The sequence below is a fragment of the Ensifer sp. 2TAB8 genome, from assembly GCF_052115125.1.
Lineage (GTDB): Bacteria > Pseudomonadota > Alphaproteobacteria > Rhizobiales > Rhizobiaceae > Ensifer.
Genome location: NZ_JBFRGB010000003.1, coordinates 113,175 through 132,588 on the forward strand (window position 1 = coordinate 113,175; position 19,414 = coordinate 132,588).

The 19,414-nt window shown below is 63.0% G+C and carries 20 protein-coding genes and 1 pseudogene; 13 read left to right on the forward strand and 8 right to left on the reverse strand.

Annotated features, from left to right (window positions below):
* Positions 1–16: 16 nt before the first annotated feature.
* The 3 genes from mtaB to AB4Z53_RS08555 form a co-directional block, all read right to left on the reverse strand.
* The gene (gene mtaB, locus AB4Z53_RS08545) at positions 17–1,291 is read right to left on the reverse strand and encodes a tRNA (N(6)-L-threonylcarbamoyladenosine(37)-C(2))-methylthiotransferase MtaB (protein ID WP_441595557.1); all 1,275 of its coding nucleotides are present in this window, start codon (positions 1,289–1,291) and stop codon (positions 17–19) included.
* Complete coding sequence (gene dapF / locus AB4Z53_RS08550) at positions 1,288–2,187, reverse strand: diaminopimelate epimerase (protein WP_162768586.1); 900 nt, start codon at positions 2,185–2,187, stop codon at positions 1,288–1,290. Before dapF ends, mtaB begins: the two co-directional genes overlap by 4 nt.
* Positions 2,188–2,279: 92 nt before the next feature.
* Entirely contained in the window at positions 2,280–3,293 is a 1,014-nt protein-coding gene (locus AB4Z53_RS08555) for an MBL fold metallo-hydrolase (RefSeq protein ID WP_441595558.1), read from the reverse strand.
* Between the two features lie 79 nt (positions 3,294–3,372).
* Here AB4Z53_RS08555 and AB4Z53_RS08560 point away from each other — a divergent pair, with 79 nt between their 5' ends.
* From AB4Z53_RS08560 to trmD, 6 genes are all read left to right on the forward strand, one after another.
* Positions 3,373–3,861: a MarR family winged helix-turn-helix transcriptional regulator gene (locus tag AB4Z53_RS08560; RefSeq protein WP_441595559.1), complete on the forward strand. Its 489-nt coding sequence runs from the start codon at positions 3,373–3,375 to the stop codon at positions 3,859–3,861.
* Between the two features lie 249 nt (positions 3,862–4,110).
* The gene (gene ffh, locus AB4Z53_RS08565) at positions 4,111–5,676 is read left to right on the forward strand and encodes a signal recognition particle protein (protein WP_113535342.1); all 1,566 of its coding nucleotides are present in this window, start codon (positions 4,111–4,113) and stop codon (positions 5,674–5,676) included.
* Positions 5,677–5,689: 13 nt separating this feature from the next.
* Positions 5,690–6,025 carry a chorismate mutase gene (locus tag AB4Z53_RS08570; protein ID WP_113535341.1) on the forward strand — a complete coding sequence of 112 codons (336 nt, stop codon included), beginning with the start codon at positions 5,690–5,692 and terminating at the stop codon, positions 6,023–6,025.
* A 37-nt stretch (positions 6,026–6,062) separates the two neighbouring features.
* Entirely contained in the window at positions 6,063–6,437 is a 375-nt protein-coding gene (gene rpsP / locus AB4Z53_RS08575; RefSeq protein ID WP_113535340.1) for a 30S ribosomal protein S16, read from the forward strand.
* 146 nt (positions 6,438–6,583) lie between these two features.
* Positions 6,584–7,147: a ribosome maturation factor RimM gene (rimM, locus tag AB4Z53_RS08580; RefSeq protein WP_113535339.1), complete on the forward strand. Its 564-nt coding sequence runs from the start codon at positions 6,584–6,586 to the stop codon at positions 7,145–7,147.
* 11 nt (positions 7,148–7,158) lie between these two features.
* On the forward strand, positions 7,159–7,851 hold the full coding sequence (gene trmD, locus AB4Z53_RS08585; RefSeq protein ID WP_113535338.1) for a tRNA (guanosine(37)-N1)-methyltransferase TrmD: 693 nt from the start codon (positions 7,159–7,161) through the stop codon (positions 7,849–7,851).
* On the opposite strand, the gene AB4Z53_RS08590 is transcribed toward trmD, so the two are convergent.
* Positions 7,833–8,579: a sulfite exporter TauE/SafE family protein gene (locus tag AB4Z53_RS08590; RefSeq protein ID WP_441595560.1), complete on the reverse strand. Its 747-nt coding sequence runs from the start codon at positions 8,577–8,579 to the stop codon at positions 7,833–7,835. The two genes, trmD and AB4Z53_RS08590, sit on opposite strands and share 19 nt — an antisense overlap.
* A 328-nt stretch (positions 8,580–8,907) precedes the next feature.
* Here AB4Z53_RS08590 and rplS point away from each other — a divergent pair, with 328 nt between their 5' ends.
* The 5 genes from rplS (at position 8,908) to AB4Z53_RS08615 (ending at position 13,516) form a co-directional block, all read left to right on the forward strand.
* Entirely contained in the window at positions 8,908–9,426 is a 519-nt protein-coding gene (gene rplS, locus AB4Z53_RS08595; RefSeq protein WP_043625625.1) for a 50S ribosomal protein L19, read from the forward strand.
* Between the two features lie 125 nt (positions 9,427–9,551).
* Positions 9,552–10,361: a transporter substrate-binding domain-containing protein gene (locus tag AB4Z53_RS08600; protein WP_113535336.1), complete on the forward strand. Its 810-nt coding sequence runs from the start codon at positions 9,552–9,554 to the stop codon at positions 10,359–10,361.
* Between the two features lie 9 nt (positions 10,362–10,370).
* Positions 10,371–11,192 (forward strand): amino acid ABC transporter permease, encoded by an 822-nt coding sequence (locus tag AB4Z53_RS08605; protein WP_113535335.1) that lies wholly within the window; start codon positions 10,371–10,373, stop codon positions 11,190–11,192.
* 243 nt (positions 11,193–11,435) lie between these two features.
* Positions 11,436–12,845, forward strand: coding sequence for a 3-isopropylmalate dehydratase large subunit (leuC, locus tag AB4Z53_RS08610; protein WP_291148762.1), 1,410 nt, complete (start codon positions 11,436–11,438; stop codon positions 12,843–12,845).
* 134 nt (positions 12,846–12,979) lie between these two features.
* A complete protein-coding gene (locus AB4Z53_RS08615; RefSeq protein ID WP_441595561.1) occupies positions 12,980–13,516 on the forward strand; it encodes a SixA phosphatase family protein in 537 nt (178 codons plus the stop codon).
* Positions 13,517–13,595: 79 nt separating this feature from the next.
* Here the strand turns inward: AB4Z53_RS08615 and AB4Z53_RS08620 are convergent.
* Positions 13,596–13,844, reverse strand: a pseudogene (locus tag AB4Z53_RS08620) (L,D-transpeptidase family protein); the annotation flags it as partial.
* Between the two features lie 143 nt (positions 13,845–13,987).
* Between AB4Z53_RS08620 and AB4Z53_RS08625 the strand changes: the two are divergent.
* Together AB4Z53_RS08625 and AB4Z53_RS08630 are read left to right on the forward strand one after the other, a co-directional pair.
* Positions 13,988–14,671, forward strand: coding sequence for a response regulator transcription factor (locus AB4Z53_RS08625; protein ID WP_034802783.1), 684 nt, complete (start codon positions 13,988–13,990; stop codon positions 14,669–14,671).
* Between the two features lie 93 nt (positions 14,672–14,764).
* Complete coding sequence (locus AB4Z53_RS08630; protein ID WP_113535332.1) at positions 14,765–15,220, forward strand: cyclic nucleotide-binding domain-containing protein; 456 nt, start codon at positions 14,765–14,767, stop codon at positions 15,218–15,220.
* A gap of 22 nt (positions 15,221–15,242) precedes the next feature.
* On the opposite strand, the gene AB4Z53_RS08635 is transcribed toward AB4Z53_RS08630, so the two are convergent.
* The 3 genes from AB4Z53_RS08635 to AB4Z53_RS08645 all read right to left on the reverse strand — a co-directional run bounded on the left by AB4Z53_RS08635 (position 15,243) and on the right by AB4Z53_RS08645 (position 19,294).
* Positions 15,243–17,426 (reverse strand): TonB-dependent siderophore receptor, encoded by a 2,184-nt coding sequence (locus AB4Z53_RS08635; RefSeq protein ID WP_113535331.1) that lies wholly within the window; start codon positions 17,424–17,426, stop codon positions 15,243–15,245.
* 232 nt (positions 17,427–17,658) lie between these two features.
* Positions 17,659–18,465 (reverse strand): exodeoxyribonuclease III, encoded by an 807-nt coding sequence (locus AB4Z53_RS08640; protein ID WP_113535330.1) that lies wholly within the window; start codon positions 18,463–18,465, stop codon positions 17,659–17,661.
* A gap of 166 nt (positions 18,466–18,631) precedes the next feature.
* Entirely contained in the window at positions 18,632–19,294 is a 663-nt protein-coding gene (locus tag AB4Z53_RS08645) for a LolA family protein (protein WP_113535329.1), read from the reverse strand.
* Between the last annotated feature and the right edge of the window lie 120 nt (positions 19,295–19,414).

Here is a 19,414-nt window from a genome sequence, read left to right on the forward strand (position 1 = left end):
AGGAATTCCGCATAAATCAGGCCGCAGCCATCTGTTTTACCTGCATCGTCAGATGCTTGCCATTGTGGCCGGTGATTGAGACCGGGACAAGCGCACGCGGTTTGAGGCCGGCGGCGTCGACGAGCGTGAAGTTTTCAGTGTGTGCGAGCCCGTTGTTCTCGACCAGGATCGTCTGCTTGCTGCCGATCATGCCTTCGAGGTGGCGCGCGTAGAGCGTCGCGCCGACCGCGCGTAGACGCGCGGCGCGATCCTTGACGAGTGGCCGGTCGAGTTGCGGCATCCGTGCTGCCGGCGTGCCGGGGCGCGGGCTGTAGGGGAAGACATGCAGATGCGCAATGTCACATTCCTCGGCGAGTTTTGCGGCGTTCTCGAACATTTCCTCGGTCTCGGTCGGGAAACCGGCAATCATGTCGGCGCCGAGGCTGATCTCCGGGCGAAGGCGGCGGACCTGATCGGCAAAGGCGCGGGCATCGGCGCTCGAATGGCGGCGTTTCATGCGCTTCAGGATCATATCGTCGCCATGCTGCAGCGACAGGTGCAGATGCGGCATGAAGCGCGTCTCGTCGGCGATCAGGTCGAAGAGGTGCCTGTCGGCCTCGATGCCGTCGATCGAGGAGAGACGCAGGCGGCGGATTTCCGGAACCTGCTTCAACAGCGTCTTCGCCAGCAGGCCGAGGGTCGGCGTGCCCGGCAGGTCGCCGCCGTAGCTGGTGGCATCGACACCGGTCAGGACGATCTCGCAATAGCCGGTTTCGACGAGCCTGCGCGCCTGATCGACGACGGCGCCCATCGGTACGGAGCGGGAATTGCCGCGGCCATAGGGGATGATGCAGAAGGTGCAGCGATGGTCGCAGCCGTTTTGCACCTGGATGAAAGCGCGCACGTGGCCGTCGATATGCTTGACCATCTGCGGTGCCGTGGCGCGAACGCTCATGATGTCGTTGACGCGAAGCTTCTCTTCCGCCGAGACGCCGAAATCCGGCAGCGAACGATAGTAAGCGCTTTTCAGCTTTTCCTCGTTGCCGAGCACGGCGTCGACCTCGGCCATCTCGGCAAAGGTTTCCTTCTCCGTCTGGGCGGCGCAGCCGGTGACGATGATGCGGGCATGCGGGTTGTCGCGGCGGGCGCGGCGGATCGCCTGACGTGCCTGGCGCACCGCCTCGCCGGTGACGGCGCAGGTGTTGACGAGAATGGCGTTGTTCAGCCCCGCCTTCTCGGCTTCCGCCCGCATCACTTCGGATTCGTAGGTATTGAGACGGCAGCCGAAAGTTATGACCTCGACGCCGCTCAAAGCGCCCGCGCCCCGCTGGCCTCGGCTTCATCGCGCTGCCAGGCGCCGGTGGTGGGGTTTACCGTGCCCGACCATTCCCATTCGGCCGGACCGGTCATGATCACATGATCGTCGCGCCCGCGCCATTCGATCGTCAGCGGTCCGCCGGGCACGTTGACGACGACATTGCGGTCGGTGCGTTCGGTGCGGGCGGCGCTGACGGCGGCGGCACAGGCAGCCGAGCCGCAGGCCAATGTCAGGCCGGCGCCGCGCTCCCAGGTTCTCAGATCCAGTTCACCACGCGAAAGCACGCGGGCGATCGAGATGTTGGCACGTTCGGGGAAGATCGGATGGTTCTCGAGCAACGGGCCGAAACGTTCGAGGTCGTAGGACCAGACGTCGTTCTCGACCCAGAAGATCGCGTGCGGATTGCCCATGGAGGCAACCGAGGGCGAATGCAGCACGGGATTGTCGATCGGGCCGATCTGCAGTTCGATGCGGCGGGTGTCGTGGAACTCTTCGGCGAGCGGGATCTCGTTCCAGGCGAAGCGCGGCTTGCCCATGTCGACGGATATCGTGCCGTCGTCATGCTCCTTGGCTTCCAGCAGGCCGGCGACGGTGTGGAAGAGGAAGGCCTTCTTGCCGGTTTCGGCGGCGAGCGCCTGAACGACGCAACGGGTGCCATTGCCGCAGGCCTGGGCCATCGAGCCATCGGAATTGACGATGTCGATCCAGGCATCGGTCCCGGCGGCCTTGGGGTCGTGGATCGCCATGATCTGGTCGAAGGCAGTTGCCGGGTCGGCATTGAGCGCAATGGCCGCCGCCGGCGTCACCCGATCCTTCCGACCGCGCATGTCGACGACGAGGATCTTGTTTCCAAGCCCGTTCATCCTGGCAAATTGCACGTAGTCGGTCATGTCGCGATTGTCCAAACGGGCTCGCGCCAAGCGGGCCATCCTTCATTCGGGCTGTATATGGCCGAAAAGCCCGGAAATTACCAGTGCTGCATTCATTCTGCGGCGGGTGCCGATGCTGGCACGTTGAAGACTTCGCCGGGGTGAAGCGGACGGAAGCGGGCACGGGCGACGCCGGCCGCGTCGAGTGCCCGTTCCAGCGCCTGCCGTGGCTCGTCGACGCCTTCGTCGGTCAGGCGAAACGTGCCCCAGTGATGACCGGCGACGTGGGCGGCGGCGCAATCGACCATGCCGCGCACCGCCTCTTCCGGGTTCTGGTGCTGGTCCTGCATGAACCAGCGAGGCTCGTAGGCGCCGAAGGGCAGGTTGGCGAGGCGGAAGGCACCATGTTTTTCCCGGGCGGCGCGGTAGTTGATGCCCTCGTGAAAGCCGGTGTCGCCGACATGGTAGATCTTGCCCGCCGGTGTCTCCAGCACGAAGGCGGCCCACAGCGCCATGCGCCGATCGCGCGAGCCGCGCGCCGACCAGTGATGGCAAGGCTCCGCATGGATGACGATATCGTCGCCGCAATCGAGCCTGTCGCCCCAGTCGACCGCGTCGATCTCGGCATCGGGAACGGCACGGCGGATGATCGTGTCGTTGCCGAGCGGCGTGATGATCCGTGGCCCGTGTTCCTGCTGCAGGGCGCTCAGCGTCTCGGTGTCGAGGTGGTCGTAGTGATTGTGGGTGACGAGCACGATGTCGATCGGCGGCAGGTCGTCAAGCTCGATGCCGGGGGCGTTGTAGCGGTGCGGACCGGCAAAGGCGACGGGGCTGGCGCGCTGTGCCCAGACGGGATCGGTGAGGATGTTGACGCCGTGCACCTGGACGAGCAGCGTCGCGTGGCCGACCATGGTGACGCGCAGATGTTCGCCTTCGACGCTGACTTCCGGCTTCACCTGTGCGTAGGGGCTCGGATTGCGCGTCGGCCAGCGGACCTTGCCGCCCCCGAACTGCCAGCGCAGCAGGTCGGGGAGCCCGCGCGGCTCCTTTCCGCCGGGATTGAAGAAGTGCGTTCCGTCGAAGTGGTCGGAGGGCGGCCCTTGGTAGTACGAATTGCGCTTGTTCATCCGAGTCGTTCACCCATCGCTGAATGGCCAAGGTTTAAGAAGTTCTTGAAGACAGCAACTGAATTGCTATCGTGTTCGCATGCTCGTTCGATTCGATCCGCATGAACGCCTCTACAAGACCCTGAAGCTGGTCCGTTCCATCCATCTCAACATGCAGCGCTCGGCAGAACATATGCTCGATGGTGCGGGCATATCAGTGGCGGAGCGCGCAGTTCTCGAACTTTTTTGCGAAATTCCGCTGACGGTACCGGAGGCGGCGCGGCGTCTGTCGATGAAGCGGCAGTTCGTTCTGCGCATCGTCACAGGACTGATGGACAAGCAATTGCTGGAACGGCAGCCGAATCCGGAACATCGCCGCGCCTACCTTTGCGCGCCGACTGCCGCCGGACGCGATCTGTTCGAGGAGATCCATCGCCGTGAAATCGAGATGCTGCACGTCCTGCTTGGTGACATCAACCAGACGGAAGCGGTGGCAGCGCTACGGGTGATGACGCGGGTGGCGACCGCCTTCGAACGGCTGGCCGGTGAACTGGATGAGGCTGTCGAGGAAGAGACGTTCGAAGCCTAAAACGCCGCATTGGCCTGTCGTCCTTGACTTTTGCCGCGCTTTCCTGTTTATCCGCCCCAATTCCTTCGCAAGCTCAAGTCTTCGAAGCCACCGACCGGGTCCCGTAAAGGTATAAAGAGAACCCGGAGGTCAACATCCGACAGCGCGTTGCGCCCTCGGGTGGTTTTTGGCTTTGCGCCTTGTTTTCTGCGCGAAGGAACCCACGTTTCCGGCGAGTTGATCGCCACCGGAAACTAGAAGGAAGTGAGAATGTTCGAGAGCCTCCAGGACCGCCTTGGTTCCATATTGAATGGACTGACCGGCCGCGGCGCATTGTCGGAAGCCGATGTTTCCGCTGCGCTTCGCGAGGTTCGCCGTGCGCTGCTCGAAGCCGACGTCGCGCTCGACGTCGTGCGCTCCTTCACTGAAAAAGTTCGCGAAAAGGCCGTTGGCGCCGAGATCCTGAAGTCGATCAAGCCCGGCCAGATGGTCGTCAAGATCGTCCATGACGAGCTGATCGAGATGCTCGGCTCCGAGGGCGTCACCATCGACCTCAACGCGCCGGCACCGGTCGTCATCATGATGGTGGGTCTGCAGGGCTCGGGTAAGACGACCACCACCGGCAAGATCGCCAACCGGATGAAGTCGCGGGACAAGAAAAAGGTCCTGATGGCTTCGCTCGACACGCGTCGCCCGGCAGCCCAGGAGCAGCTGCGCCAGCTCGGCGTGCAGACCGGTGTCGATACGCTGCCGATCATTGCCGGCCAGTCGCCGACCGACATTGCTGCGCGCGCCGTCCAGGCTGCCAAGCTCGGCGGCCATGACGTCGTCATCCTCGACACCGCCGGCCGTACCCATATCGATGAGCCGCTGATGATCGAGATGGCGGAGATCAAGCGGAAATCCAATCCGCATGAAATCCTGCTCGTCGCCGATGCGCTGACCGGTCAGGACGCCGTCAACCTTGCCCGTAACTTCGACGAACGCGTCGGCATCACCGGCCTGGTGCTCACCCGCATGGACGGCGACGGCCGTGGTGGTGCGGCGCTTTCGATGCGTGCCGTCACCGGCAAGCCGATCAAGCTCATCGGTGTCGGCGAAAAGATGGGCGAGCTCGAAGAGTTCCATCCCCGCCGCGTCGCCGACCGTATTCTCGGAATGGGCGACATCGTTTCGCTGGTCGAGAAGGCTGCCGAAAACATCGACGCCGAGAAGGCGGCCGCCATGGCCGCCAAGATGGCCAAGGGCAAGTTCGACCTGAACGATCTCGCCGACCAGCTTGGCCAAATGCAGAAGATGGGCGGCATGGGCGGTATCATGGGCCTGATGCCCGGCATGGCCGGCATGAAGGACAAGATGGCCGCCGCCGGCCTCGACGACAGCCTGTTCAAGCGCCAGCTCGCCATCATCTCGTCGATGACCAAGGCCGAGCGCGCCAACCCCGACCTGCTGAAGCATTCGCGCAAGAAGCGCATCGCCGCCGGTTCCGGCACCGATGCCGCCGACATCAACAAACTTCTGAAGATGCACCGCCAGATGGCGGACATGATGAAGATGATGGGTGGCAAGGGCAAAGGCGGCATGATGAAGCAGATGATGGGCGGCCTTGCCAACAAGATGGGGCTTGGTGGCCTCGGTGGCGGCGGCATGCCTGACCTGTCGAAGCTCGACCCGAAGCAGCTCGAAGCGTTGCAGAAGCAGGCCGAAGCCGCCGGCCTAAAGCCGGGCGGAATGCCGGGTCTCGGCGGCGGTGGCCTGCCGGGTCTGGGTGGCGCTAAGCTTCCCGGCCTCGGTGGCGGTTTCCCCGGCCTTCCCGGCCTGCCGAAGAAGAAGTGAGGATCGGTGAGAGATGATTGATCCCGAAATCAAACAGGAATTGGCGGGTTACCGGCAGTCGATCGACAACATCGATGCCGCACTCGTCCACATGCTGGCCGAACGCTTCCGCTGCACTCAGGCAGTCGGCGTTCTCAAGGCCAAGCACGACTTGCCGCCGGCCGACCCGGCGCGCGAAGAATACCAGATCGAACGCCTGCGCCGCCTGGCCAAGGATGCCAATCTGGACCCGGATTTCGCCGAGAAGTTCCTGAACTTCATCATCAAGGAAGTCATCCGGCATCATGAAGCCATCGCCGCCGACCGCTCGCATTCCGCGGGCAGCGCCGGCACAAACCATTCCGCTTGAACGAAGCGGTCAAGAAAGCCTGCAAGGAGTTACTCAAATGGCACTGAAAATTCGTCTCGCCCGTGGCGGTTCCAAGAAGCGTCCGTACTACCAGATCGTCGTTGCCGACGCCCGCAGCCCGCGTGACGGCCGCTTCCTCGAGAAGATCGGCTCCTGGAACCCGATGCTCGGCAAGGACGACGAAAAGCGCGTCGAGCTCGACGCCGAGCGCGTCGCTCACTGGATCGCCCAGGGCGCACAGCCGACCGACCGCGTTCTGCGCTTCCTCGACCAGGCTGGCCTCGCAAAGCGTCCGGCTCGCAGCAACCCGACCAAGGCTGTTCCGGGCAAGAAGGCTCAGGAGCGCGCTGCTGAAGCCAAGCAGAAGGCTGAAGAAGCCGCTGCTGCCGCTGCAGAAGCTGCCGCAGAATAATTGCCGGCAAACGGTCTGGAACGGGATCGGCGGTCCTCCGACAGCACTCCTGTTCCAGCTTGCCGTGACTTAAGGAAACGGGTGGCATTTCCATGCCGCCCGTTTTCCGTTATGTGCAGCGAGATATACCGAAACGGACGCGGACGATGAGCAAACTCGAAAACCCGGTTCTGATGGCGACTATCGGCGCGGCGCAAGGCTTGCGCGGCGAGGTCAGGGTCAAATCCTTTACCGACGATCCGACGGCGCTCGGCGACTATGGCAATCTGCACAGCGATGACGGCCGTGTCTTCGAGGTGCTCGAAATCCGCGAGGCGAAGAATGTCGTGGTCGTGCGCTTCCGTGGTGTCAACGATCGCAATGCCGCCGAAGCGCTCAATGGTCTCGAGCTGTTCATCGAGCGGGACAACCTGCCAGACGAGGATCTCGACGAGGACGAATTCTTCTATGCCGATCTCGAGGGCCTGGAAGCGATCGACGGCAATGGCACCAGCTATGGCAAGGTCAGCGGCGTTTTCGACTTCGGTGCCGGCGATCTCCTGGAGCTGAAGGGTCCGGGCCGTCGCCCGGTGCTGATCCCCTTTACCGAATGGTCGGTGCTGGAGATCGATCTGGAGGCCGGCCGGTTGCTGGTCGATCCCGTGGCGGCAGGTCTTTCCGAGGACAAGGATCAGGATTCGGGCAATCCGTTTTCCGCAAAGCGTAAGTGAGCGGTGCGGCAATGACTTTTCGCGCGACTGTTCTGACGCTTTATCCCGAAATGTTTCCGGGTCATCTCGGCGCCTCGCTTTCCGGTAAGGCGCTGGAGCGTGGCCAATGGTCGATCGAGCCGGTGCAGATCCGCGATTTCGCCGAAGACAAGCACCGCACCGTCGACGACACGCCGGCCGGCGGCGGCGCCGGTATGGTGCTGAAGCCCGACGTGCTTGCCCGGGCGATCGATCAAGTCTCCGCGGCTGACGATCGTCCTCGGCTGCTGATGAGCCCGCGCGGCCGACCGCTGACACAAGAGCGGGTGCGCGAACTTGCTGCCGGACCCGGCGTCGTCATCGTCTGCGGACGTTTTGAGGGCGTCGATCAGCGGGTGATCGATGCCCGTGGCCTCGAAGAGGTTTCCATCGGCGACTACATTCTCTCCGGCGGCGAGCCGGCCGCGCTGACGCTGCTCGATGCCGTGGTGCGTATCCTGCCGGGCGTCATGGGTAACGAGCTTTCGGGCGTGCATGAGAGCTTCGAGGGCGGCCTGCTCGAGCATCCGCACTATACCCGGCCGCAAGTGTTTGAAGGCCGCGAAATCCCGCCGGTGCTGACCTCGGGCAATCACGGCGCCATTGCCAAGTGGCGCGAAGCGGAGGCGCGGCGCCTCACCGCCGAGCGCAGGCCCGATCTTCTCGATCAGCCCGTGAAGAAATAATAGGCGGCAAGCAGCAAGCCGACGGCGACGACGAGCGCGCGGATGACCGCCTGCGGCACGCGCCGGGCCGCCCAGACCCCGGAGTAGCCGCCAAGGGCTGCGCCCGGCACCATGATGGCCGCATGCAGCCAGGAGACGACGCCGCCGGCGGCGAAGACGACGATGGCGATCGCGGCAATCACGATCGAAATGAAGTTCTTGAGCGCGTTCAGCCGGTGATAGCCACCGCCGGTCGCAAGCCCCAGCACCGCCAGCATCATGATGCCCATGCCGGCGCCGAAGAAACCGCCATAGATGGAGGTGACGAACTGGGCGCCGATGCCGGCCGGATTGATCGCATGCTCGTCAACGCGCGCCTTGGGCTTGAGCAACGGCCCGGCAGCGAAGATCGCCGTTGCCGCAAGCAGCAGCCAAGGGACCAGCGCACGGAAGGAGGCGTTGGAGAGCGAGACGAGCAGCAGCGCACCGGCAAGGCCGCCGAGGGCCGAGATCGCGCCGAGCAGGATCGCATAGCGCTTGTCGGCCCGGATTTCCTTGGCATAGGCGAGCGCGGAGGTGATGTAGCCCGGGAACTGGATGATCGACGAGGTCGCGTTGGCAACGATCGGCGAGAGGCCGCCAAGCGTCATCGCCCCGAACGTCAGGAACGTTCCGCCGCCGGCGATGGCATTGACGACGCCGGACAGGAAGCCGGCCGCAAAAAGCATGAGCACTTCGAAGATATGCATGGTATTCCCCGGAACCCCATGCTCGGGATAGCCGGTGGCGGTGGCGACCGCAAGTCCGCGCCATCGGACAATCGAGTGGACCGTCTAAGCTGATTTTCTGATGGAATCGCCGCCGCTGATGCGGATCGCCGAGAAAATATGGCTTCCGGGGATGACAAGCAGGGCAGATTGGTGTAAGTGCCGCCCCGGTTCGGGTTCTATGCCCGTCGACCAAAACAAAGAATGGCGTACCCGCTCCTGTTGGTTTCCAGCAAGACCTGAAGGCAAAGCCCGACAGGTTCATCGTGAGCGCTCTGGCTGTTTCAGAAGAACTTGAAAGGTTAGACCGATGAACATCATCCAGCAGCTGGAAGCCGAACAGGCCGCCAAGATCGCCGCCAAGCGCACGCTCCCGGAATTTTCCGCCGGCGACACCCTGCGCGTCAACGTCCGCGTTGTCGAAGGCAACCGTACCCGCGTCCAGGCCTATGAAGGCGTCTGCATCGCTCGTTCGGGCGGCGGCATCAACGAAAGCTTCACCGTTCGCAAGATCTCCTACGGCGAAGGCGTCGAGCGCGTATTCCCGGTTTACTCTCCGCTCGTCGAGAGCGTCGAAGTGGTTCGCCGCGGTAAGGTCCGTCGCGCCAAGCTCTACTACCTGCGCGATCGTCGCGGCAAGTCGGCTCGTATCGTCGAGAACACCGGCACGCGCGCCCGCAAGCTGAACGAAGCCGAGCGTCAGGCGATTGCCGAGGAAAAGGCACGCATCGAGGCTGAAAAGGTTGCAGCAGCTCAGGCGCTCGCCGCCGAAAAGGCAGCAGCCGAAGCCGCCGAAGCAAAGGCAGCAGCGGAAGCCGCAGCAGAATAAGTTTTCAATCCTCTGGGATTGTTGGAAAGGCGGCCTCGGCCGCCTTTCTTTTTTGGTACTATCCGCTTGTCTTTCCGATGGAATTTGTGACATTTTCCGCTGCCACAATTTTCGGGAGCCCTCCAATGACAATCCGTCGCCACGTGCTTGCGGGCATCGCAGCTGCACTTGCCGTTCCTTTCGCATTTTCTGCACCGGCGCTTGCCAGCGACCTGCCCGACCTGGGAGGCAAGACGGTTGTCGTCGTCACGGAGAACGCCTACCCGCCGCTGCAGTTTGTCGATCCGAAGTCCGGCGAAGCCAAGGGCTGGGAATACGACGCCATGAACGAGATCGCCAAGCGGTTGAATTTCAAGGTCGAATATCAGAACACCAGCTGGGACGCGATGATCCAGGCGGTGCATGACGGTCAGTACCAGATCGGCATGACCGGCATCACCATCAAGGACGATCGCAAGGAGAAGGTCGACTTCTCCGACCCCTACATGCGTTCGCAGCAGTTCATGCTGGTGCGTAGCGAGGAAAACCGCTTCAACGACGGAAAGAGCTTCGGCGCCTTTGCCGACGGTCTCGTTGGCGCCCAGCCGGGCACCTCGCCGTTCTACACCGCCGTCTACGAAATGCTTGACGGCAACGAGCAGAACCCGCGCATCAAGCTGTTCGAGACTTTCGGCGCAACCGTCCAGGCACTGAAGGCCGGCGACGTCGACGTGGTGCTGACCGACAGTGTCGCCGCCAAGGGTTATGTCGATTCGTCCGAGGGCAAGCTCAAGGTCGTCGGCGGCCCGCTCGGTACCGAGGATTTCGGCTTCATCTTCCCGAAGGGCTCGGACCTCGTCGCTCCGGTCAACGCCGCGATCAAGGCGCTGAAGGCAGACGGCACATTCGACGCCCTCGATAAGAAGTGGTTCCTCGAATACAAGATGGGCGGCTGATCCGAGGCTATGGCCGCTCCGCAATCTCCTGATATGTCCGGTAAGGGCGACTATCCCTGGTGGTTGGTCGCCCTTCTTGCGATCGCGGTGGCCCTCGCCGCCGTGATCGTCAGCAACGACATCTTCTCCGAAGTCTTCACCGTCGTCTTCAAGGGGCTCGGCGTCACCGTCTTCGTGACCCTCATGGGCTTCGTACTGGCAACAACGCTCGGCCTCGGCATCGCGCTGATGGCGCTTTCCGAGCATTCGGCGCTCCGGCAGATCGCGCGCTTCTACACGGAGATCATCCGTGGCGTGCCGATCCTCGTGCTTCTGTTCTATATCGCCTTCGTCGGTGCGCCGGCGCTCGTCGTCGCTGCCAATTTCATCTGCGCGCCGCTGATCGCAGCCGGCTGGATGGAGCCTGTCGTCGTGCGCGACATTTCGCTGATGTGGCGTGCCATCATCGCTCTGATGATCGGCTACTCCGCCTTCATCGCCGAGGTGTTCCGGGCCGGCATTCTCTCGGTCGACAAGGGACAGGTGGAGGCTGCCAAGGCGCTCGGGCTCACGCGCTACCAGCGCTTTCGTCTCGTCATCTTTCCGCAGGCGATCCGTGTGATCCTGCCGCCGCTCGGCAACGACTTCGTCGCCATGGTCAAGGACTCTTCGCTTGTCTCTGTGCTCGGCGTCGCCGACATCACGCAGATGGGCAAGGTCTATGCTTCCGGTTCCTTTCGCTTCTTCGAGACCTACTCGATCGTCGCCTATGTCTATCTGGTGCTGACCATCGGCCTGTCTCTGGCATTGCGAGGCCTGGAGCGGCGGCTGAGGCGTGCGGAGCAGCGTTGAGCGCGATCACGCCAATTGCCGACCTGTCAAAAAATTGATATGAACGCGCCCATGGAATCCAAATTCGGATGTCGCGAACAGAAAATCGTCGTGCTGCAGGATCACAAACGCCTGCCGGCACGCTTCTTTGCGCGCGTTCACGGGGCGCTTACAAGCCGCCTATCCTGATCCCTTGATCAGCATTTCCGGTTGCCTTGCCGCCGGCTTTCCCTACCTTTTTGAAAACTCGATGGATATACCGCCATGAGCGCACCGCGTACTCTCTATGACAAGATCTGGGACGACCATCTGGTCAACAGCCAGGACGATGGCACCTGTCTTCTCTACATCGATCGTCACCTCGTTCACGAAGTGACGAGCCCACAGGCCTTCGAGGGCCTGCGCATGGCTGGCCGCCAGGTCCGCGCGCCTGAAAAGACGCTCGCCGTCGTCGACCACAACGTCCCGACTTCGGCCGATCGTCACCTCGGCATCAAGAACGAGGAAAGCCGCATTCAGGTCGAGGCGCTCGCCAAGAACGCCGCCGACTTCGGCGTCGAATACTACTCCGAGAACGACAAGCGTCAGGGCATCGTGCACATCGTCGGCCCGGAGCAGGGCTTCACCCTGCCGGGCATGACCATCGTCTGCGGTGACAGCCACACCTCGACGCACGGCGCCTTCGGTTCGCTGGCGCATGGCATCGGCACGTCCGAGGTCGAGCACGTGCTCGCCACCCAGACGCTGATCCAGAAGAAGGCGAAGAACATGCTGGTGCGCGTCGACGGCCAGCTACCATCAGGCGTCACCGCCAAGGACATCATCCTCGCCATCATCGGAGAGATCGGCACTGCCGGCGGTACCGGCCACGTCATCGAGTTTGCCGGCGAAGCGATCCGTTCGTTGTCGATGGAAGGCCGCATGACCATCTGCAACATGACGATCGAGGGCGGCGCCCGCGCCGGCCTGATCGCGCCGGACGAGACGACGTTCGCCTATATCAAGGACAAGCCGCGCGCTCCGAAGGGCAAGGCCTGGGACATGGCGCTCGACTACTGGAAGACGCTGCACACGGACGAAGGCGCCCATTACGATCGCGTCGTCGTGCTCGACGCTGCCAACCTGCCGCCGATCGTTTCCTGGGGTTCCTCTCCGGAAGACGTCATTTCGGTGCAGGGCATCGTTCCCAACCCGGATGAGATCCAGGAAGAGAACAAGCGGGCCTCCAAGTGGCGCGCGCTCGACTACATGGGCCTGAAGCCGGGCACGAAGATCACCGACATCGCCGTCGACCGCGTCTTCATCGGATCCTGCACCAACGGCCGCATCGAGGACCTGCGGGCTGTGGCTGAGGTCGTCGAAGGCCGCAAGGTCGCCTCGACGGTTTCGGCCATGATCGTTCCGGGCTCGGGCCTCGTGAAGGAACAGGCCGAGGCCGAAGGCCTCGACAAGATCTTCAGGGAAGCCGGCTTCGACTGGCGCGAGCCGGGCTGCTCCATGTGCCTGGCGATGAACGACGACCGGCTGAAGCCGGGCGAGCGTTGCGCGTCCACGTCGAACCGCAACTTCGAGGGCCGCCAGGGCTTCAAGGGCCGTACGCATCTGGTCTCGCCGGCAATGGCGGCAGCCGCGGCGGTGGCGGGTCACTTCGTCGACATCCGCGAATGGAAATAAGCCGGATTTGAGCTTTTCCGGCGTCAATGGCCGCCCTTCGGGGCGGCCTTTTTTATTTGGCCTGGTTGCTGCCCGCGCATGCTTGAAAATGCGTTAAGCTGTGCCAGCCGATGCATGTTTGGGAGGACGATGGGATGAGCGACGACGTACCTGTGCAAAGCTATCGCCTGCTGCTGTTACGCCATGCCAAGTCCGCCTGGCCGGACGGCGTCACCGACATCAATCGCCCGCTCGGAGAACGCGGCCGCAAGGCTGCGCCGCTGACGGGAATGTACATGGCCGGCCATAAGCTCGTGCCCGATCTCGCACTCGTCTCGACCGCCAAGCGTGCGCAAGAGACCTGGCAATTGGTGGCAGCCACCCTGCCGTCCGAGGTCGCGGTCGAGAATACCCGGGCGATCTACGAGGTGGGTGCCCCCCAGATCCTCAGCGTCCTGCGCGCGACCGATCCGGCCGTCAGGACCCTGCTCATCGTCGGCCACAATCCGGGTATGGAAGATCTGGCGCTGCAGCTGGTCGGTTCCGGCGATGCGGATTTGCGCATGCGGATGGCGGACAAGTTTCCGACCGCCGCCCTTGCCGTTCTCGAATTCGAAGCCCCGGGATGGCGGGAGCTGATGCCCGGTGGGGCGAAACTCACGCGCTTCGTGACACCCCGCTCGCTTCGCTGAGCTGCACCGCAGTCCGCCGACTGCACGATGGTGCCGCGGCGCATATGCGGCATCAGCCGACGCATGGCCAGCAGGCTAACCGCGTCGGCAGCGGCGCCGGCGGCAGGGAAAGGCGGTCGTGCCGGACATAGCCACCGATCAGCATCATTGCCGCCCGCGGCGTGGCGCCGTCGCCCTCACGCTTCAGGCTGGCGATGCCGCTTCGCCCGATCGCCGCCTGCTCGACGCGGCCGTCGAAGCAGACCAGCGCCCGCCTTCGATCGCGCCGCGCCGCGCAGACGGTGATGATGGATCTGGCCGGTCTTTTTCCCGACGTTTTCTTGCGCATCATTCTCACGGATTTTTGCTTTGCCCGTGAATTGGGGGGCACCATAAGCACGGTTGCAGCTATAACGACTTACCAATGCTGGTTCGCTTGCCAACACAGGCATTTGAGCTAGTTTGAAAACGGAAGCAAACAGGAATTGTCCCATGGCGACCCGCACCATTCTTCTTGTCGATGACGACAATGACCTGCGCGAGACACTGGTCGAGCAACTCTCGCTCTACGAAGAATTCGATCTCATCCAGGAAGCCACCGCCGGCAAGGGTATCCAGACCGCACGGGCGCAGCAGGTGGACCTGCTGATCATGGATGTCGGCCTACCCGACATGGATGGCCGCGAGGCGGTGAAGCTCCTGCGCAAGGGCGGCTTCAAGGCGCCGATCATCATGCTGACGGGCCACGATACCGATTCGGACACGATCCTCGGCCTCGAGGCCGGCGCCAACGACTATGTGACGAAGCCGTTCCGCTTCGCCGTGCTGCTTGCCCGTATCCGCGCACAGTTGCGCCAGCACGAGCAGAGCGAGGACGCGACCTTCAGCGTCGGGCCCTATACGTTCAAGCCCAGCCAGAAGCTGCTGACACTGGAAAACGGCCAGAAGATCCGGCTCACCGAGAAGGAAGCGGCGATCATCCGCTACCTCTACCGCGCCGACCAGAAAGTGGTGACGCGCGACGTGCTCCTGGAAGAGGTCTGGGGCTACAATTCCGGCGTGACTACCCACACGCTGGAAACCCACGTCTATCGCCTCCGCCAGAAAATCGAGAGGGACCCTTCCAATGCCGAGATTTTGGTGACAGAGAACGGCGGCTACAAGATCGTTCCGTAGCTGGAGTGTGCATGGTGCAAAACCATGCCTATGCTTCGTTTCCTGTCACCGGCCCTCCGGCCGGCAGCGTGGTGATTTCGGGAGGTTAGCCGCTTGGCGCTCAACGACGATATCGTGCTTCTCTCCAACGTGCCGCTGTTTGCCGATATCAGCGAGGACAAGCTGCGGCTGATCGCCTTCGGCGCGGAGCGGCGGCGCATATTCAAGGGTCAGGAGCTGTTTCGCGAAGGGGCGCCCGCCGATTGCGCCTTCGCAATCGCAAGCGGCAGCCTGTCCCTGTCGAAGGTCGGCGTCGACGGTTCGGAGACGACGGTCTCGACGGTCGGCCGCGGGGCGCTGCTGTCGGAGCTGGCGCTGATCTCGATGGTCGAGCGCAAGTTCACCGCGACCGCCGAGGAAGACAGTGAAGTCATTCGCATCAACCGGCCGCTCTTCCGCCGCATGCTGGAAGAGTATCCGGAAGTGGCCGAACTCGTCGAAGCGCGCATCCGCGAGAACCTGCAGGCGATGATCCGCCGGGCCGGCGCGCTCGCCGGCCGTTTCGCCTGAGCCGAGTAGCGGCTTCTGGTCGTTACCACCGGTATTTCAGCGAGCCGAGCACCGTACGGCCCTGGCCGAAATAGCAATAGCCATCGGTGCAGACCTCTTCGCGGCGGTCGCCGAGATTGGTGACGCTGACGGCGAGCGACAGGCCGTCGAGGTCGGGGTTCTTGACGCCGAAGTCGTAGGCGATCGAGGCGTCGAAATAGACGGCGCCGCCGTTCTTTGTCGTGTTGGCATCGGATGTGTAGGAGCTTGATGCCAGACGCACGCCGCCGCCGAGGCTCAAGCCCGCAAGCTGCGTGTCGTCCGGCAGCAGATAGTTCACCCAGAGCGACGCGACATGGCGCGGCTTTGTTGACGGCACGTTGCCGATCAGCGACGGGTCGACGTTTCCGGTGATTTCGGCGTCGTTGTAGTTGTAAGCGGCGATGAAGCTGAGCCCGTTGTCGAATTCCCGGCGCCCTTCCACCTCGAAACCGTTGGTCGTCACTTCGCCGGCCGACTTGTAGTAGTAGCCGACGGGAAGAGACGGGTCCGATATATATTGCGGCGCGTCGGTCTCGACGATCCGGTAATAGGCGGCACTCAGCGAATAGGCCTCGCCTTCGGGCTGATACTTCACGCCCAGTTCGATCTGCTCGCCGGTCGTCGGATCGAGCACCGTGCCATCGGCAGAAAGCTCGGTACGCGGCACGAAGGAGGTGCTGTAGCTGGCATAGGGCGCGATGCCGTTGTCGAAGAGATAGAGCAAACCCGCCTGTCCGGTGAGTTCGCCATCGTCCTTGCGATCGACGGCACCGGTGTTCTTGTCGGTGTTGGTCTGGTCGACCCAGTCGTAGCGGAGGCCGCCGACGGCGCGCCAGTTGCCGACCTCCAGCTGATCCTGGACATAGATACCGGTTTGTCGCAGGTCCCGCCCGCTGAAGCTGGCAAGGGCTGGCGTCGAGCCGCCGACGCCGAAGGTTGGGTTGTTGAGATCGAAGCGATAGGCCGGGTCGACGGCGCCGAAACCGAGGCCGAAGTCGGAGGTGATCCAGGTGTAATCGAAGCCGGTCAGCAGCGTGTGCGAGGCAGCGCCGGTGTCAAAGTGCGCCTGGAGCTGGTTGTCGATCTGGTAGGCGCGCTGGTCGTCCTTGATGGCAACGGGCGAGCGGTCGAACACGTCGGGTGCGACCTCGGTCCCGAATTGCAGGTAACGGGCCTTCAGATCCAGATCGCTGACGCGGCCGTGCTGGCGGAAAGTCAGGCCATTGTCGAATTCGTGCTCGAACTTGTAACCGGCCTGAACCTGCCCAACCTTCTGGTAGTCGTAGTCCGGGTCGCTATAGCGCAGCAGCCGGCCGTCATGCTCGAGCACGCGTGGGCTGGCGTCGCTTTCGCCCTTCTGCCCGAGGCCGTACACGGTCAGCGACGTACCCTCGTCCGGCTTCCAGGTGAAGGAGGGTTGCAGCAGGTAGCGGTCGTCGGCAACGTCGTAACTGGTCTCACCGTTTCGCAGAAGTCCGACGATGCGATAGAGGACGTCGCCCTCGGCCGTTGCCGGCCCGCCGATGTCGAAGGCGGCCTGAGCGCGGCCGATCGTGCCATATTGCAGCTCGACCTCGCGGTGTGTGTCCTCCTCAGGCATCTTGGAGATGCGGTTGACGATGCCGCCAACGCCGGCAGCACCATACATGACGGAGACTGGGCCCTTGAGGATCTCTATCCGCTCGAGGCCGTAGACCTCGGTCGGGAAGGTGCCGTAGTTCATGTAGGGCTGGCGCAGGCCGTCACGGAAGTCGCCGGTCGTCGTCGTTTCGAAGCCACGGATGTAGATCTGGTCGAAGCGCGGATCGAAGCCGAAGGCGCCGGTCGTGACGCCGGCGGCATAGCGTGTCGCCTGGATCATGTCCTGCACGCCGCGCTCTTCGAGTTCCTTGCGCGTGACGACCGATACGGAGCGGGGCGTTTCGATCAGCGGTGTGTCGGTTTTGAGTGCCGAGACGTTGCGCGTCGGCACGATCGTGTCGTTGTCCTCCGCGATCGTCGCGGCTGCCTTGCCCGCCGTCACCTCGATCTTTTCCAGCCGCGTCGTCTTCTGGCTTTCGGCCGATTGCGCGTAGGCCGCATTCGGCGAAAGGAACGCGGCGGCAGCGCTTGCGGCCAGGACAGTGGTCGCGGAGAGTGTGCGGCGCGATGTCCGCATGAAGTCGATCGGCAGGGTTTTTGGCATGTCTGGCCCTCTTGCGGGCGCACGAAAGCCCTCCGGCAACAGCCAGAGCAGAGCACCCGAATATCAGTGAAAATGGCAGCCCGGCGGCTGCCGGAGGCGGTGTCCCCGCCGCCTGACAAGAGGGATAGTCCGTTTGGAAATGCGCATCAAGAAAAATATGATTCTTTTAGTCATGTTTTTCTTGATGGAGCGGCGAGCACTAAAGGCGCGTGCCACCGCTCAGAAAAAAGCGTTAGATATCAAAATGCGCGATGACGGGCACGTGGTCGGAGGGGCGTTCCCAGCCGCGGGCTTCACGCAGGATGTCGACATTCGTGAGCGCCGGCGCCAGATCGGCGGAGGACCAGATATGGTCGAGGCGGCGGCCACGGTCCACGGCTTCCCAGTCCTTCGCCCGGTAGCTCCACCAGGTGTAGAGCTTGGTCGGGGTCGGCGTGTGCTGGCGCATCAGATCGACCCAGCCACCGCCGTTCATGACCGTGTTCAGCCCCTCTGTTTCGATCGGCGTATGGCTGACGATCTTCAGAAGTTGCTTGTGCGACCAGACGTCGTCCTCCAGCGGCGCGATGTTGAGGTCGCCGACGAGGATAGAGGAAATGCCGGCCTCGGCTTCGGCGTGCAGCAGCTTCATCTCTTCGACGAAATCGAGCTTGTGGCCGAACTTCGGGTTGATGGTGCGGTCCGGCTCGTCGCCGCCCGCCGGGACGTAGAAATTGTGCAGCCGGATCTTCTTGCCACCGGCTTCGAAGACGACGGAGAGGTGGCGGGCGTCGCCGACGCCGCAATAGTCGCGGCGGTCGCTGAGCTCATGCAGCGGCAGGCGCGAGATCGTCGCCACGCCGTGATAGCCCTTCTGACCATGCATCTCGATATGATTGTAACCAAGCGCCTTCAGCGGCTTGGACGGGAACTGGTCGTTCGGGCACTTGGTTTCCTGCAGGCAGAGGATATCGGGCTGCCAGGTCTTCAGGAGATGCTCGACCAGCGGCATGCGCAGGCGAACGGAGTTGATGTTCCAAGTGGCGACGGAAAGGGCCATACGTCATTCCCTGATCGGATGGGCCGGACGCTCGCGAGGGGAAGGCCGGCTGAGGATGAATGTTGACCTGAGCTTTAAGCAGGTCCGGGGCACCGGGACAAGGAATGCATGAAAAAGGCCGCCATTGGCGGCCTTGTGTCCACAATGCCAGAGCCTGAGAACTCGCTCAACCGCCCTTCTTGTTGCGGACCTCGTCATAGGGGATCTGGAAGACCTTGTCGTCCAGCGCCATGCCGGTCTGGACATTGAAGATCATGACCGAGGTATCCTTCTTCTGCGCGTCGGTGATCGTCCACTGGCGCAGATCGTAGGTCTTCGGGTCGAACATCATGGTGATCGTCGAATCGCCGAAGATCGAACGGTCGCCAAGCACGATGGTGATGAGGTCGGACTCTTCCTTGACGCCGCGCACCATCTTGCCGGTCAGGTCGATCTTCTCGCTGAGCAGCAGGTTGAGCGGCGTCTTCGACAGCGGATAGATGTCCCAGGTCTTGAGCTTCATGTTGCCGATGACCACCGACTTGCCATCGGCAATCACGCGCATCGGCGAGGGGGCCTCGTAGTTGAAGCGGATGCGGCCGGGGCGGCGGATGTAGAACTTGCCGCCGGTCTGTTCGCCGCGCGGGCCGAACTGTACGAATTCGCCGGCCATGGTCTTCACCGAGGAGAAGTGATCGGCGATCTTCTGGGCCGCGCTCGGCGCCTGCGCGAAGGCCTGGGTGAGGTCGAGACCGGTGCCGCCGATGCCGGCAAGCGCCGCAACCCCGCACATGAAAAGGCGGCGCGAAACTACCGGATGGCTGCGCTCGCCGTTCTTCGTCTCTGTCATCTCAGTCTCCTTCATTTACGGATCATCTGGAGCGCAAGTGCGGCGCCTTCAAGGCGCCTTTTTCGAGCTTTTTGGCTCTTGCTCTCACATGACCGTTACCGGTTCGGCCGCCTTCGGCGG